General features: G+C 67.6%; 14 protein-coding genes. 9 read left to right on the plus strand and 5 right to left on the minus strand.

Annotated elements, in window-relative coordinates; translation table 11 throughout:
- Positions 1-96: 96 nt before the first annotated feature.
- Entirely contained in the window at positions 97-1,479 is a 1,383-nt protein-coding gene (locus AC3IPM_RS05285) for an alpha/beta hydrolase family protein (RefSeq protein ID WP_489302894.1), read from the plus strand.
- Here the strand turns inward: AC3IPM_RS05285 and AC3IPM_RS05290 are convergent.
- On the minus strand, positions 1,465-2,496 hold the full coding sequence (locus AC3IPM_RS05290; RefSeq protein WP_489302896.1) for a LacI family DNA-binding transcriptional regulator: 1,032 nt from the start codon (positions 2,494-2,496) through the stop codon (positions 1,465-1,467). The genes AC3IPM_RS05285 and AC3IPM_RS05290 overlap by 15 nt on opposite strands.
- A gap of 283 nt (positions 2,497-2,779) precedes the next feature.
- Between AC3IPM_RS05290 and AC3IPM_RS05295 the strand changes: the two genes are divergently transcribed.
- The 3 genes from AC3IPM_RS05295 to AC3IPM_RS05305 all read left to right on the plus strand — a co-directional run bounded on the left by AC3IPM_RS05295 (position 2,780) and on the right by AC3IPM_RS05305 (position 4,755).
- Positions 2,780-3,337 (plus strand): single-stranded DNA-binding protein, encoded by a 558-nt coding sequence (locus tag AC3IPM_RS05295; RefSeq protein ID WP_489302897.1) that lies wholly within the window; start codon positions 2,780-2,782, stop codon positions 3,335-3,337.
- Positions 3,338-3,461: 124 nt separating this feature from the next.
- A complete protein-coding gene (locus tag AC3IPM_RS05300) occupies positions 3,462-4,487 on the plus strand; it encodes an AI-2E family transporter (RefSeq protein WP_489302898.1) in 1,026 nt (341 codons plus the stop codon).
- Between the two features lie 52 nt (positions 4,488-4,539).
- Positions 4,540-4,755 carry a hypothetical protein gene (locus AC3IPM_RS05305; protein ID WP_489302899.1) on the plus strand — a complete coding sequence of 72 codons (216 nt, stop codon included), beginning with the start codon at positions 4,540-4,542 and terminating at the stop codon, positions 4,753-4,755.
- Between the two features lie 9 nt (positions 4,756-4,764).
- On the opposite strand, the gene AC3IPM_RS05310 is transcribed toward AC3IPM_RS05305, so the two are convergent.
- Both AC3IPM_RS05310 and AC3IPM_RS05315 read right to left on the minus strand, forming a co-directional pair.
- On the minus strand, positions 4,765-5,880 hold the full coding sequence (locus AC3IPM_RS05310) for an MBL fold metallo-hydrolase (RefSeq protein WP_489302900.1): 1,116 nt from the start codon (positions 5,878-5,880) through the stop codon (positions 4,765-4,767).
- 55 nt (positions 5,881-5,935) lie between these two features.
- The gene (locus tag AC3IPM_RS05315; protein ID WP_489302901.1) at positions 5,936-6,505 is read right to left on the minus strand and encodes a TetR/AcrR family transcriptional regulator; all 570 of its coding nucleotides are present in this window, start codon (positions 6,503-6,505) and stop codon (positions 5,936-5,938) included.
- 160 nt (positions 6,506-6,665) lie between these two features.
- On the opposite strand from AC3IPM_RS05315, the gene AC3IPM_RS05320 reads away from it, so the two are divergent.
- The 5 genes from AC3IPM_RS05320 to AC3IPM_RS05340 all read left to right on the plus strand — a co-directional run bounded on the left by AC3IPM_RS05320 (position 6,666) and on the right by AC3IPM_RS05340 (position 12,829).
- The gene (locus AC3IPM_RS05320) at positions 6,666-7,181 is read left to right on the plus strand and encodes a GNAT family N-acetyltransferase (protein WP_489302903.1); all 516 of its coding nucleotides are present in this window, start codon (positions 6,666-6,668) and stop codon (positions 7,179-7,181) included.
- Positions 7,182-7,221: 40 nt separating this feature from the next.
- Positions 7,222-7,665: a DUF1801 domain-containing protein gene (locus tag AC3IPM_RS05325; protein ID WP_489302905.1), complete on the plus strand. Its 444-nt coding sequence runs from the start codon at positions 7,222-7,224 to the stop codon at positions 7,663-7,665.
- A gap of 99 nt (positions 7,666-7,764) precedes the next feature.
- On the plus strand, positions 7,765-8,889 hold the full coding sequence (locus AC3IPM_RS05330; protein WP_489302907.1) for a metallophosphoesterase: 1,125 nt from the start codon (positions 7,765-7,767) through the stop codon (positions 8,887-8,889).
- Between the two features lie 159 nt (positions 8,890-9,048).
- The gene (locus AC3IPM_RS05335; RefSeq protein WP_489302908.1) at positions 9,049-11,361 is read left to right on the plus strand and encodes a TonB-dependent receptor; all 2,313 of its coding nucleotides are present in this window, start codon (positions 9,049-9,051) and stop codon (positions 11,359-11,361) included.
- Positions 11,348-12,829 carry an esterase-like activity of phytase family protein gene (locus tag AC3IPM_RS05340; protein ID WP_489302910.1) on the plus strand — a complete coding sequence of 494 codons (1,482 nt, stop codon included), beginning with the start codon at positions 11,348-11,350 and terminating at the stop codon, positions 12,827-12,829. Before AC3IPM_RS05335 ends, AC3IPM_RS05340 begins: the two co-directional genes overlap by 14 nt.
- 37 nt (positions 12,830-12,866) lie before the next feature.
- Here the strand turns inward: AC3IPM_RS05340 and AC3IPM_RS05345 are convergent, their stop codons facing one another.
- Both AC3IPM_RS05345 and AC3IPM_RS05350 read right to left on the minus strand, forming a co-directional pair.
- A complete protein-coding gene (locus tag AC3IPM_RS05345) occupies positions 12,867-14,273 on the minus strand; it encodes a DUF2867 domain-containing protein (RefSeq protein WP_489302911.1) in 1,407 nt (468 codons plus the stop codon).
- A 10-nt stretch (positions 14,274-14,283) separates the two neighbouring features.
- The gene (locus AC3IPM_RS05350) at positions 14,284-14,601 is read right to left on the minus strand and encodes a metalloregulator ArsR/SmtB family transcription factor (RefSeq protein WP_489302912.1); all 318 of its coding nucleotides are present in this window, start codon (positions 14,599-14,601) and stop codon (positions 14,284-14,286) included.
- Positions 14,602-14,684: the final 83 nt, after the last annotated feature.

Consider the following 14,684-nt stretch of genomic DNA (forward strand, 5'->3'; position numbering starts at 1 on the left):
AGCGTGTTTCATCGCGCCAGGGCCAGCTTCGTCGCCCCGCAGTGGCACCCGCCGGCCGGTACCGGCACGCTGGGCCATCCACTGCAGGAGCGCGCCATGCCCATCCATGCCTTATCGTTCCGTGCGCCGCTTCGGTGGCTGGCGGCGCTGTCCGTGGTGTTTCTGGGGTCAGGCCCCGCTATTGCCAGCCCCGTGCCCGATGCCGGGGCATCGCCGCACTGCGCGGTGGGCAGCTACCGCATGCGCGATGGCAGCAGCTTGGACATCGGCCCGGGCGCCACGGCCGAGACACTGCGCTGGCGGCTGCCCGATGGGCGTACGGGTGGGCTGCACACCGCTGGGCCGGGCCGCTGGTCCAGCACGCTGGGCTGGACTGAACGCGCCGACGGGCACCGGCTGGTGGTGGTGCCCGGCTGCGGTGATAACGCCATCGCATTCGATGGCCTGCGCGGTGAACGCATCGCGCTGCGGGAAACCAATACGCGTTTCGCTTCCAGCGGTGCCACGCTTGCCGGCCGCCTGACCCTGCCGCCGGGCACCGGGCCCGTTCCCATCGTGGTGCTGGTGCACGGCGCCGAACATGAGGCGGCGTTGCCGCGCTACGCGTTGCAGCGCGAGTTCGCCGCCGCCGGCATCGGCGTGTTTGCCTACGACAAGCGCGGCACCGGACGCTCCTCGGGCCGCTACACGCAGAACTACCTCACCCTGGCCAACGATGCCATCCAGGCCGCGCGCGAGGCGCGCCGACTGGCCGGCGCGCGGGCCGGCCGGCTCGGTTACCAGGGCGGCAGTCAGGGCGGCTGGGTGGCACCACTGGCGGCCAGGATCGAACCGGTTGATTTCATCATCGTCAGCTTCGGGCTGGCCGTGTCCCCACTGGAAGAAGACCGCGAGGCCATCACCGAGGACATGGCGCGCGCCGGGTATGGGCCGGACGTGGTGGCCAAGGCGATGGCCGTCGCCGATGCCACCGCAACCCTGGTCGAGAGCGGCTTCACCGACGGTTACGCGTCGCTGGATGCAGTAAAGGCCCGCTACGGGCAGGCGCCGTGGTTCAAGGCGGTACGCGGCAACATCAGCGGCTACCTGCTGGCAACGCCGGAGGCCACGGTGCGGGTCGAGGGGCCCCGGTTGCTCGAGGGCATACCAGCGCACTACGATCCGATGCCGGTACTGGAGCACCTGGATGTTCCTCAGTTGTGGTTGTTCGCCGGCCAGGACCGCGATGCACCGCCGGGCGAAACCCTGCGCCGCCTGGCACGGCTGCAGCACGACGGTCGACCGATCCAGACGGCGGTGTTCCCCGATGCAGACCACGGCATGTATGCCTTCGAGCTGGATGCGGCCGGCGAGCGCGTCTCGACCCGGCAGCCCGACGGCTATCTGCGGCTGATGCAGGCGTTCATCCAGGCACGCCCCTTGGAGGCGTCCTACGGAGCGGCCAAGGTGATCGGCAGGCCGCGTTCAACCGCGCCGTGAAGACTCGCGCAGCACCTGCTTCACCGCAATGCTCTGGCCTTCCACCGCCTCGCCGTTGATCAGCGCCAGCAGCTTCTCCACCAGCAGCTGGCCGGCCTGCTTGGTGTCCTGCTGCACGGTGGTGAGCGTGGGCGACACCGAGGACGCCAGTGGAATGTCATCGAAGCCGGCCAGGGCCACGTCCTGCGGCACGCGCAGGCCGTGTTCGCGCAGCGCACGCATCGCCCCGATCGCGATCAGGTCGCTGGCCGCGAACACCCCGTCCACCGGCTCGCCCTGCGCCAGCAGGGCCTGGCAGGCATCGAAGCCATCCTGCTCGGTGGTGATCGCATCGTGCTGCAGGCCGGGCGCGGCGGTGATGCCGCGTGCCGCCATCGCCGCGACATGGCCGCGGTAGCGTTCCTCGAACTCCGGATAGTGGCTGGAGGCGTGGCCGATGAAGGCGATCCGGCGGCAGCCCTGGTCCAGCAGATGGGCGGTGATGTCGAAACCGCCCTGGAAATTGTCGCTGCCGATCGACACCCCGGGCTGGTCGGGCAGGGCCGCGCCCCAGCGCACGAAATGGGTGCCTTGTTCGACCAGCCGCTGCAGCCGCTCGCGCGACTCGTGGTAGTCGCCGTAACCGAGCAGGATGATGCCGTCGGCCTTGTTGCTGTCTTCGTAATCGGCCTGCCAGTCGGTGGACAGCTGCTGGAAGGACACCAGCAGGTCGTAGCCGTGCAGCGCGCAGGCGCGGGTGATCGAACCCAGCATGGCGTGGAAGAACGGGTTGATCAGCGAATCGTCGTTGGTCGGGTCTTCGAAGAACAGCAGCGCCAGCGTGCCGGCATTGCGCAGGCGCAGGCTGGAGGCGTTCTTGTCGACCTTGTAATTCAGCTCACGGGCGATGCGCAGGATGCGCTCGCGGGTCTCCGGGTTGACCATCGGGCTGCCGCGCAGGGCACGCGACACGGTGGGCTGGGAGACCCCGGCCAGGTGGGCGATGTCCAGGGAGGTGGCTTTACCGCGGATGGTCATTGCTGGGCAGGGCCGGGACGACGACCTGCATGATGCCATGGGGCCGGTCGGGCAGGCGCGGTGGGCGTGGCGCTGAACGCCCGCAGGCCTTGTCGCACAGAGGTTGAGGGCGATTCCGACCTGCTTCGGGCTGAATTCCGACAGGGTCGGGGACGGTCGCGATGATAAGATGGGGCGTTCTGGATCCCCCCAATTCTCCCGTGGGCGGCCCGGCGTCTCTGCACCCCCGCCCGGGGCTGTGATATGACTGCGGCCTGCCCTCGGACAACGGAAGAGCAACCCTATGGCGCGCGGCATCAATAAAGTCATCCTGGTCGGCAACCTCGGCAACGACCCGGACGTGAAGTACACCCAAGGCGGCATGGCGATCACCCGCATCAGCCTGGCCACCACCAGCGTCCGCAAGGACAAGGATGGCAACCAGCAGGAGCGCACCGAATGGCACCGCGTGGTGTTCTTCGGCAAGCTCGGCGAAATCGCCGGCGAATACCTGCGCAAGGGCAGCTCGGTCTACGTCGAAGGCAGCCTGCGCTACGACAAGTACACCGGCCAGGATGGCGTGGAGAAGTACTCCACCGACATCATCGCCGATGAAATGCAGATGCTGGGCGGCCGTGGTGAAGGCGGCGGCGGTGGCGGTGCTGGCGGCGGCAACGTTGCCGGCGGCGAGCGTCCGCAGCGTCAGCAGGCCCCGCGCCAGGAATACGGCGGTGGTGGCGGTGGTGGTCAGCGCCAGGGCGGGCAGGGTGGCGGCTACGGCCAGCAGCGTCCGCAGCAGCAGGCGCCGCAGCAGTCGGCGCCGCCGATGGATGATTTTGCCGACGACGATATTCCGTTCTGATCCTCACCCGTCCACCGGAATTCAGACGCGTGTAACCAGGCCCCGCAGTGCGAACTGCGGGGCTTCTGCGTTCTGGCACCCCGACGATCCACTACCATGGGCCACCCCGCCCGGAAGCACCGCGATGTCCGACGTGATTGCCCCCCTGCCGAAGCCGCCCGCCGCACGCATCGCCGCCTGGCTGCTGATGCTGCTGGGCATGTGGCTGGCGCTCAAGCTGGGCCTGGTGGTGACCCTGCTGTCGGGCCTGCTGGTGTTCCACCTGACCCACCTGTTGGCGTCGTCGGTGGAGGGCCGCCTGCCGCCGGGCCGGGCGCGGGCGATCTCGGTGATCGTGCTGTCGGCGCTGATCATCGGCGCGCTGGCCCTGGCCGGGATTGGCGTAGCGGCGTTCTTCCGCAACGAGACGGGGGGCCCGGACGCGCTGCTGGCGCGGCTGATGGACATCCTCAATACCTCCCGCCACCAGGTGCCCGAGCTGCTGCGCGCCTACATTCCCGAGGACACGCAGGCGTTGCGTGCGGCCTTGAACGAGTGGGCCGCCGAGCATCAGCGCCAGCTTGGCGTGGCCGGCACGTCGGTCGTGCAGGTGGGGGTGCGCGTGCTGATCGGCATGGTGCTGGGGGCGATGATCGCGCTGTACGACGAGATGCCGCTGCCGAAGATGGGGCCGTTGGCGCAGGAGTTGATCGGGCGTACCAGCCGCCTGGCCACCGCGTTCCGCCAGGTGGTGTTCGCCCAGGTCAAGATTTCGCTGCTCAACACCTTGTTCACCGGCGTGTTCCTGCTGGTGGTGCTGCCGCTGTTCGGCGTGCACCTGCCGCTGGCCAAGACCCTGGTACTGATCACCTTCGTCGCCGGCCTGCTGCCAGTGGTGGGTAACGTGCTGTCGAACACGATCATCACCATCGTGGCGCTGTCGGTGTCGTTCTACGTGGCGGTGGCGGCGTTGCTGTACCTGGTGGTGATCCACAAGCTGGAGTACTTCCTCAACGCGCGCATCGTTGGCGGCGAGATCCAGGCCCGCGCATGGGAACTGCTGCTGGCCATGCTGGTGATGGAAGCTGCCTTCGGCCTGATCGGCCTGGTCGCCGCACCGGTGTTCTACGCCTACCTCAAGCGCGAGCTGCTGGATCAGCGCTGGATCTAGCCGCCGATGCACTCCGCGGATTCACTGCTCTGAACCGACGATAGAGACCCTTATGCTCATCTTTCTGTTGTTGCTGGTCATCACGCTGGTGTGCTTCTGGATCGTGTTCCTGGGCGGTGCCGAACGGGTCAATGGCCTGTTTTCCTTCATGGACCTTGACCCGGTCGAGATGCTCACCCCGGCGATGACGCCGCTGCAGGTGCGCATCTGTACGGCCGTCATCTGGTGCGTTTCGGTGGTGTTGATCGCGGTGCTTGCGCCGCGCTGAGTGGCAGCGCTACAGCGCGGTGCCCAGCGGCATCGCGCGTGACACGGCATCTGCGTCCTTCACTGTGCGCCACCACGGTGCGCCGGCATGCGGGGCGGACAGATCCAGGTATTCGCCCATCTGCGGGGTGGACAGGGCGATGCCGCGCGCGGTGGTCAAGGCACTGACCCGCTCGAACGGCTCGTCCCATTGGTGCATGGCCAGGTCGAAGGTGCCGTTGTGGATCGGCACCAGCCAGCGCCCGCGCAGGTCCTGGTGGGCCTGCACGGTCTGCTCCGGCTGCATGTGCACGTACGGCCACTTGGCATCGTAGGCACCGGTTTCGATGAAGGTGACATCGAACGGACCGTAGTGCTCGCCGATGCGCTTGAAGCCATCGAAGTAGCCGGTGTCGCCGCTGAAGAACAGGCGCAGGTCGTCGTCGAGGATCACCCACGAGGCCCACAGGGTACGGTTGGCATCGCGCACGCCACGGCCGGAGAAATGCTGGGCCGGGGTGGCGGCGAAACGGACACCGTCCACCTCGGTTTCCTGCCACCAGTCCAGTTGGCGCACGCGCTCGCGCGGTACACCCCAGGCAATCAGGCGATCGCCGACCCCGAGCGGAGTGAGGAACACCTCCGCGCGCTGGGCCAGGTGTTTGATGGTGGCGCGGTCGAGATGGTCGTAGTGATCGTGCGACAGCAGTACGCCGCGGATCGGCGGCAGGTCGCGCAACGCGATCGGCGGGGCGTGGAAGCGCTTCGGGCCCATCCACTGCACCGGCGAGGCGCGTTCGGAAAACACCGGGTCGGTCAGCCACCAGCCGCCGCGCAGCTTGATCAGCAAGGTGGAGTGGCCGAGCCGGTACAGGCTGCGGTCCGGGGCCTGGGCCAGTTCCTGCGCGCTGACCGCGCGCACCGGCGGGCTGTGGGCGGGGCTGGTACCGGGCGGGCGGTTGAACAGGAAGTCCCACGCCAGCTTGAGGGTCTGGCCCAGCGTTTCCTTCGGCTTGGGGGCGGTGTTGGTGAACTGGCCGTCCAGCATCTGCGGCGAGTTGTCATGGTTGGCGATAGGCACGGTCAGGGTCATCCCGATAATCACAGTGAGGGTGGCGGCAACGGCGAGGAGGGGCAGGGCGCGCATCCGGGCTCCGTGTAGTGAGTGTGTAGGCACTCATTTATATGAACAACGATCGACATCAGCGTTGGATGCCTTTCCAGAACAGGTCGAAACCGGCCTGCTGCAGCGCCTTGGCCTGTTCGGGCTGGGCGGCCATCGCTTCCAGGGTGGTTTCCAGCAGGCTCAACAACACCCGGCCCAGGTAGAACGGCACCCGCTCGGCCGGGATATGCGCCACCACGCTGGCTTCCAGCGACTGCAACATGCTGCCGAACAGGCCGCTGCACTGGGCACGGGTGTGTTCGGTGATGCGCTCGGACACCTTGAGCTGGCGCAGGGCCATGCGGTCGACCGGATGCGCCGCGCCCCAGCCGATCAGCGCGTTCCAGACGTGCTGCAGCTGGGCATGGGCCTCGGCATCGGCCGGGAATGCGTCACCCAGCGCGAGCGCCAGCCGGGTTTCCAGGCGCACGAACAGTGCATTGAGCAGGGCGTCCTTGGTCTCGAAATAGGTGAACACCGTGCCTTCGGCGACCTTGGCGGCGCGGGCGATCTGCGCGGTCGAGGCGCCTACGCCCTGTGCGGCCACCAGGGTATTGGCGGCAGCCAGAATGGCGTCTCGTTTTTCCTCGCTGAGCGGTCGGGCCATGACAGGGCGTTAGGTGAGTGGTCGCTCATTTATAGGCGGGGGCCCGGCATCGCGCAAGGGGGCAGGGCACGCGGGCGGGCATCCGTTCAGCCGCGCTGGCAGGGCCTGGCCGGTCCGGCCTACCATCGCCGCTGTCTTCCGCCGCGCACGTCCTGCCACCATGTCCGAGCCCATTTCCCTGACCACCCCGCGGCTGCGGTTGCGGCCGATGCGCATCGAAGACTTCCCCGCCTATGCCGACTTCCTGGCATCACCCCGCGCGGTGGGGCTGGGCGGACCGTTCGGTCTGCGCGCGGCCTGGGCCATGTTCTGCCACGACCAGGCGTGTTGGACCTTCTTCGGCCACGGCGCATTGATGATCGAGCGTCGCGCGCAGGGCGACTGCATCGGCCAGGTCGGCATCAACCATGGCCCGCTGTTTCCCGAGCAGGAACTGGGCTGGCTGCTGTACGCGGGGCATGAAGGGCAGGGCTATGCGTATGAAGCGGCGGCGGCGCTGCGCGACTGGGCCTTCCAGGTGCGTGGCCTGACGACGTTGGTCAGCTATACGGCGGCCGACAACACCGCCTCGCAGCGGTTGGCCGAGCGTCTGGGCGCCCACCTCGATGCCGACGCGGTGCGTGGGGATCCCGAGGATCTGGTCTACCGCCATCAGCCCGTGCAGGGTCTACGCTAGCAGTCGCCATTGAACCCAATCCAGGCCGGAGGGCCGACAGATGACCCGCAAACGCAGTTCCGATACGCCCGCCGGCAGCGGCAAGGTCCGGCTGCTGGCCGGGGACAATCCACAGATCGCCAAGGGCGAAGGCGACGCACCGGTACAGGCCTATCTGAATGCCATTCCAGGGTGGAAGCGCGAACGTGCCCGCCAGTTGGATGCGCTGATCGTGGCCACGCTGCCGGATGTGCGCAAAGCGGTGAAGTGGAACTCGCCCTGGTATGGCGTGGGGGAGAACAACTGGTTCCTCGCGTTCCATTGCGTCACCGGCTATCTCAAAGTGGCGTTTTTTCGCGGTACCTCACTGCAGCCGCTGCCGCCGGTGGCGTCCAAGCAGAAGGAGGTGCGTTACCTGCACGTCGTCGAAGACCAACCGCTGGACGAAGCGCAGTTCATTGCGTGGGTACGCCAGGCCAGTGCATTGCCCGGTGAACCGCACTGAGCAGCCAGACACGTGCAGCTGAACGATCACGGTGGCAGGCCGCTGCGGATTCGGCAAAGATGAGCGGCTGTTGTTCCCCCATTGCGATTGGATCTGCCTGTGCTGAGTGTTGTTGGTCTTGTGCTTGCGTTGTATGTGGTGTGGCGTCTGGTGTGGCCGTTGCGGGTGTCGTTGTCGGTGCGTGGCCCATTGGGGCTGCTGGTGCTGGCCCTTGCGCTCCACCATCGAATCATTGCCCGTTTCGCGGGCAGCATGGCCTCGCCGGAGATCCCCAAGGCCGCCATCGCGGTGCTGGCCACCGGCTTCACCACCTTGTTGATCGGTGCCTTGGCGCTGCTGCTGTTGGATGTGCTGTTGCTGGGCGCGCGCCTGCTGCGCTGCCCACGCGCGAGTGCCCGGCTGCGCGCGGCGTGGTTGCGTCCGGCGGCGATGGGCATGGCGCTGCTGCTGTCCGCCTACGGCGTCTGGCAGGGCATGGCGGTGCCGCAGACACGGCAGATCGAGGTGGCCATCAACGGGCTGCCTGCCCCCTTCGATGGGTATCGCATCGTGCAGCTCACCGACATCCATGCCAGCCGCCTGCTCACCGGTGACTGGGTGGCCAAGGTGGTGGCCAACAGCAACGCGTTGAAGCCGGATCTGGTGGTGATCACCGGTGACCTGATCGATGGCAGCGTGGCGGCGCGGGCCAACGACTTCGCGCCGCTGGGGCAGTTGCATGCCGCTGACGGTGTGATTGCGATCACCGGCAACCACGAGTACTACGCACAGTACGCCACTTGGATGCAGGCCTTCCGCGCGCAGGGCATGCAGGTGCTTGAGAACACCCATACGCAGGTGCGCCGCGGTGGATCAGCACTGACCATCGCGGGCGTCACCGATCCGGTCGCGGCGCGCTACGGCTTGCCGATGCCGGACCTGGGCGCGGCACTGGCCGGGGCCGATCCGTCCGCACCGGTGATCCTGCTCGATCATCGTCCCGTCCAGGCCCGCGAGCATGCGGCCCGTGGCGTGGCACTGCAGTTGTCCGGGCACACCCACGGTGGCCACATCGTGGGCATGGACCAGTTGGTGAAGCAGGCAAACGGTGGCTACGTGTCCGGCCGCTACCGCGTGGGTGGCATGACCTTGTATGTGAGCAATGGCGCCGGGCTGTGGGCCGGTTTCGCCGCACGCATCGGTGTGCCTTCGGAAATCACCGAGATCACCCTGCGCCGGCGCTGAACGTGTCACATGGCAGTCATCGGAAAGGCGCACCCTTTTCACGTGGGTGACGCAGCGCGGTTGCTGCCGCGTCGCCCAGGTCGGTTTGTCCTTCCCATTGCCTTTCATGAGCACCGTGCCTGCGCACGGTGGCTCGTGCCTGCCTGAGTGTTCCACTACATGAAGAAGAATCTGTTGGCGGCCGCGCTTGCGGTGGTCCTGGTACCGGCTGCGTGGGCGCAGGAGGCTGCTCCGGCCTCCACTGCCGCCACCGAGCTGGACGCGGTGTCGGTGATCGGCAGCGGTGAGGCGCGCCAGGTGCAGCGCATCACCCCGCAGAACCTGGACATCCTGCCGCCGGGCACCAGCCTGCAGAAGGCCATCAACATCCTGCCCGGTGTGAATGCACAGTCGGCCGATGCGCTGGGCACCAACGAGCAGTCGATGACGCTCAGCCTGCGCGGTTTCAATGCCACGCGCCTGGGCTACACGCTGGACGGCGTACCGCTCGGCGATGGTGCGTACAACAACTACAACGGCCTGACCATCAACCGCGCGCTGATCAGCGAGAACATGGCCGGCGCCGAACTGGCCGTGGGCATCGGCAACGTCGGCACGCCCTCCACCAGCAACCTGGGCGGCACGCTCAGCTACACCTCCAACACCCCCTTGGCTGCGATGGGCGCGCGCCTGGTGCAGACCTTCGGCAGCGACGGCAACCGGCGCACCTTCGTGCGCGCCGATACCGGTGAGCACAACGGCTTCTCGGCCTACGTGTCGGGCATGAACGCGGCCTCGGACCTGTGGAACGACCAGACCGCCTACAACCAGTCGATCACCAAGCAGTTCAATGCCAAGGGCGTGTGGAACTTCAGCAACGGCCGCATCGCGGCCTTCGTGGATACCTCGCGGACCTCGCAGGCGGACTACTTCTACCTGTCGCGCAACGAGATGCAGCGCGGCCTGGGCTGGGACTGGGGCGGCTATGCGCCGGACTGGAACAAGGCGGTGGCCAAGGCGTACTGCAACACCGCGACCTACGTGAAAGCCAAGTGCGATGCCAGTGGCCCGGACCGCGATGCCGATGGCGCCTTCACCGCCGGCCAGATCCTGCGCGATGACAACCTGTACTACCTGTCCGGCGATTTCTTCCCCAGCGATGGTTTCAGCGTGCATGCGCTGGCCTACCACCACGATGACCACGGCGAAGGCCACAACTGGAACAGCGGGGCCTGGTCGAACAAGGGTACGCCGCAGGAAGTGCCGATCATCTTCCGCAACACCATCTACGAGATCGACCGCAACGGTGCCACGCTCTCCTTCGACTGGGACCTGGGCGCGCACCACCTTGAAGGCGGGCTCTGGTACGAGCGCAATGAAAGCAGCGCCGAACGCTATCAGACCGCAGTCAGCGGCCCGCGCGACCTGAGCGGCATGAACAGCACCCAGGCCGACGTCGGGGTGTTTGCCCAGCGCACGCGCTGGGAAACCAAGCAGGCCTACCTCAAGGACACGTGGCGCCTGCTGGATGACCGCCTCACCCTCGAAGCGGGGGTCAAGAGCCCGCACGTGACCTCCGATGCCCAGGCGCTGCCCGGCACCGCCAAGGCACCGATCGCGGCCAGCTCCAACAACCAGTTCGCAACCGGCCGGTTGAAGATGAGCAAGGCGCTGCTGCCGAGCGTGGGCGCCAATTTCCGGCTGACCGACACGCAGGAAATCTTCGCCAGCTACGCCGAGAACATCGCCATGTTCCAGGGCGGCTTCAAACTCGGTCCGCAGGCGGTGAGCCAGGCCACCTGGAACGCGCAGGGCAACCTGAAGCCGGAGCAGTCGCGCGCCTTCGAGGCCGGTTACCGCTACGTCGGCGACACCCTGCAGGCATCCCTGGCGGCCTACACGGTGCGCTTCGACAACCGCCTGCTGCAGTACAACCCCTGCGATTCGCGGCAGCCGGTGGGCCCGTCCTGTGGCAACCGCTTCTACAACGTCGGTGGCGTGGACAGCCGCGGCGCCGAACTGACCGTGGTGTGGACCCCGAACGAACACATCAGCTGGTACAACTCGGCCTCGTTGAACCGTTCGACCTACCGCTCGGACTACGTGCAGGCCGGCGTGGTGCAGCCGATCGAAGGCAAGACCCAGACCGATACGCCCAAGCAGATGTTCGCCAGTGAAATCACCTGGCGCGATGCCGGCTGGTTCGCCACGCTGCGCGGCAAGTACACCGGTGAGCGTTTCTACACGTATACCAATGACCAGGGCTTCGGCGGGTTCACCGTGTTCGATGCCTCCGGCGGCTACGACTTCGGCCCGGTGGCCTTCGCCAAGGGCGTGCGGGTGTCGGTCAACGTGACCAACCTCACCGACAAGCGTTACGCCTCCAACCTGGATTCGAGCGTGTTCGCGCCGAGCGACCCGACCGGCTCGATCTACGTCTTCCATGCCTCGGCGCCGCGGCAGGTATTCGGGACGCTTGATGTCCGCTTCTGATCGCCAGCGGTGCCTGCTGCAGCGCGCACTGCAGGCGATCCTGCTGTGCCTGCCAGCCACTGGGTTCGCCGCGGCACCGGCCACCAGCCCGCTACCGGTGCCAGCACCCACGCTGATTGCCGCAGGCACGCTGCCGGCGGGCACCGTGGATTTCCTCGGCGATACCCTGGGCTCGTTCTCCTCGCTGGCAGTGGACGCCACGCAGTGGCGACGCACCCCTGAAGGTTATGCGGGGGTGTTGTGGACGCTGCCTGACCGGGGCCGCAACGATCCTGAAGCAGGCCTGTTCTACGACTACGCCGGGCGGCTGGAGCGGCTGCAGCTACGCATCGTGTTGCCGACCGCCGCGCAGCAGGCCAAGGGCCAGGCGGGCGCGGTCCGGCTGGTGCCGGACGGCGGGCTGGTGCTGCGTGATTTCAATGGGCAGCCGTTCACCGGTGCCGATCCCGGCGAGCACACCGTCGAACAACAGGGGGTGCTGTTGCCCTCGCCGGCGCAGGGGGTGGGGGCGGGCAAGATCTCGCTGGACGCGGAGTCGCTGCAGTTCACCGCGGACGGCCACTTCTACGTAGGCGACGAGTACGCCGCCCACGTGTATTACTTCGCTGCGGACGGCCGCCTGCAGGGCGTGATCGTGCCACCACCGGCGGTACAGCCGCAGCGCGGTGGGCGGGTGATGTTCGACTCGCGCACACCACCGGACAGCGGCCGGCGCAACAACCAGGGCGTGGAAGGCATGGGCCTGTCACCGGATGGCCGCCGGTTGTTCGTGGCGCTGCAGAGCGCGCTGGTGCAGGACAGTGCCCGCGGCAACGCCAGTGGCCGCATCAACACCCGCGTGCTGGTCTACGACGTCAGCCAGAATCCCGTGCCCGCGCACCCGGTGGGCCACTACGTGGTGCCGTTGCCGGCCTATGCGCACGACGGCAAGGGCGCCTTGGATCGCACCGCGGCACAAAGCGAGCTGCGCGCGCTGGATGATCACCGCTTCGTGCTGCTGGCGCGCGATGGCAATGGGCTGGGCAGCGATCGTCAGGATCCGATCGTGTACAAATCGGTGTTGCGGGTGGACACCGCGGCGGCCAGCAACCTGGCCGGCACCGTGTACGAGCGGACGACGGCGTCGGTACTGGCCGCGCCCGATGCCACCGTGCTCAAGCCCGACATCGTGCCGGCCGCCACGCAACCGTTGCTGGACCTGCTGGATCCGGCGCAGCTGGCCCGCGCCGGGCTGGACCTGGACACCGCCAAGGGGGTGCATGCAGGGCTGCTGTCGGAGAAGTGGGAGGCGATGGATCGGGTTCCAGCGCTGGACCAGCAGCGGCCGCAGGACGTGTTGCTGTTGATCGGCAACGACAACGACTTCATCGCGCGGCATTGCCGGATGCAGGGCAACCCCTGCGACAGCGCATACGACAACGACAACCGGCTGTTGGTGTACCGGCTGACCTTGCCGGACCCACACTAGAAGGCGCGTGTGAGCGCGGGTTGCCCGCCGGGGTGACTCAGCCCAACGTCGCCGCGGCCTGCAGTGGCAGGGCATGTTGCGGTGCCTGTGCATACGCAACGGCGGTGCGCAGCAGGCTGGGGCCGACGTGGCCACGGTGGACACGGTCGATGGCGGCCATGTAGACGCGCCCGAAGCGGTTGTGGGTCTGTACCCGGTTGCCGAGCGAGATCCGTGCGCTGCCGTCGTCCAGCAGTTCCACCCGCACACAGGCACGGAAACGCAGATGGCGGTCGTCGGCACCGAGCAGCACTTCGGCGCTGCGGTCATCGGCGTGTACGCACTGTGCATGCACCGGGAAGCGCTGTGCGAACAGCTGGCTGCGGTCGCCCGAGAGCAGGGACGATACCGGGCAGCCCAGCGACGAGGTGCGCAGGTGCAGCGGGGCCACCAGGACATTGCGCAGGGTCATCAACTGGCCGACGCTGCGCGGCGGGTTGCGCACGAAGCCTTCCAGCACCGCTTCCAGCAGGGCAGCGGCGGAGCGGCCGGGCACGCGGTGCGCGGGCAGCAGCAGGCTCAGGTAGTCCTGATGGTCAACGCCGTCGACCAGGGCCTGGCACAGCAGCGAATCGGCAGGGGGCTGGGGCGCGGCCTGCAATGGATACGCCGGATCGCGTTGGCCCACATAGCCGTGCGCGGCGCGCAGGCGTGCCAGTTGCACGCGTACGCGGCCGACCAGATCGCGGCTGCGGGCGCACAGCCGTGCCAGCATCGAACGCGGCGGGGCCTGCAGCGACAGCGCCAACACCGGTAGCTGGGCCAGGTTGGTGGCGGCCAGCAACTGCTGCAGGACCGGCGGCAACGTGTCGGTGAGGGTGGGGATGTCGGCGTCGCCCGCGTCCACCCGCGCGCGCTGCTGTTCGCTCAGCGCGCCACTGCGTTCGTCGGTGTGGCAGGACAGCGCGAACAGTGCCGGGTGCTGCGCGTTGCGCGAGACGAACTGATGCCAGGTGCCGCTGCCGAAGCGCACGGTGAACAGGCAGTCCGGTGGGACGTCGACACAGCGCAGGGCGCGCACGAAATTGGCCGGGTCCTGTTGCAGCTGGGCGTCGGAGGCGGTGGAGAAGCGCAGCTGCGCGCCACCGCTGCCGGCAATGGCAGTGAACATGCGCGGCCCGGCGTGGCGATGGAACGGGTGCCCCTGTCGGCCCACGCTGAAGGAATACAGCGAGGAGGCATCGCCTTGGGCCAGGTGCATGCCGCCGAGGCGGGCGGAGGGTTCATCCAGCGCATCGATGAAACCCGGGTGGGCGGCCTGGCGGATACCGGCATCGCGTACCAGCAGGTCGCCGGCGCCCAGGCCGAGCTGGGCGATCAACGCCACTTCCACCGGGCTGCCCTCGCCGAAGGAAGGCAGGCTTACGCTGGGAAACGAACGGCTCGGGCGATTCACGTCCAGCATGCCGGGCTCCTTATCCGGTGGTGGTCTTGCGACGGGCCTTGGCCCGGCTCTCACGCTGCAGCGGGCCGCCGACCGGGCAGACTTCGGCTGCCCAGGCGAACAGCGTATTGGTCAGGGTGTCCGGCACCTGGCGGAAGTACACGAACTGGCCGCGCTTTTCGCGCTCGATCAGCCCGGCATCCTCCAGGATGCGCAGGTGGCTGGACAGCGCCGGCTTGCTGAAATCGAAACGTTCGCCAAGTTCGCCCGCGCTCAATTCACCGCCATTGAGGTAGGCCAGGATCTGTCGGCGGGCGGTGGAGGCGAGGGCTTCGAAGATGCGGTCCATGACGGTATTTAACTAATTCGTTAACTGATGGTGTTCCGGTCCGCGGGCCGTGTCAAGTGCCTGGGCCTGTGGCCACGGTGAAA

The organism is Stenotrophomonas sp. GL_111, from assembly GCF_057835245.1.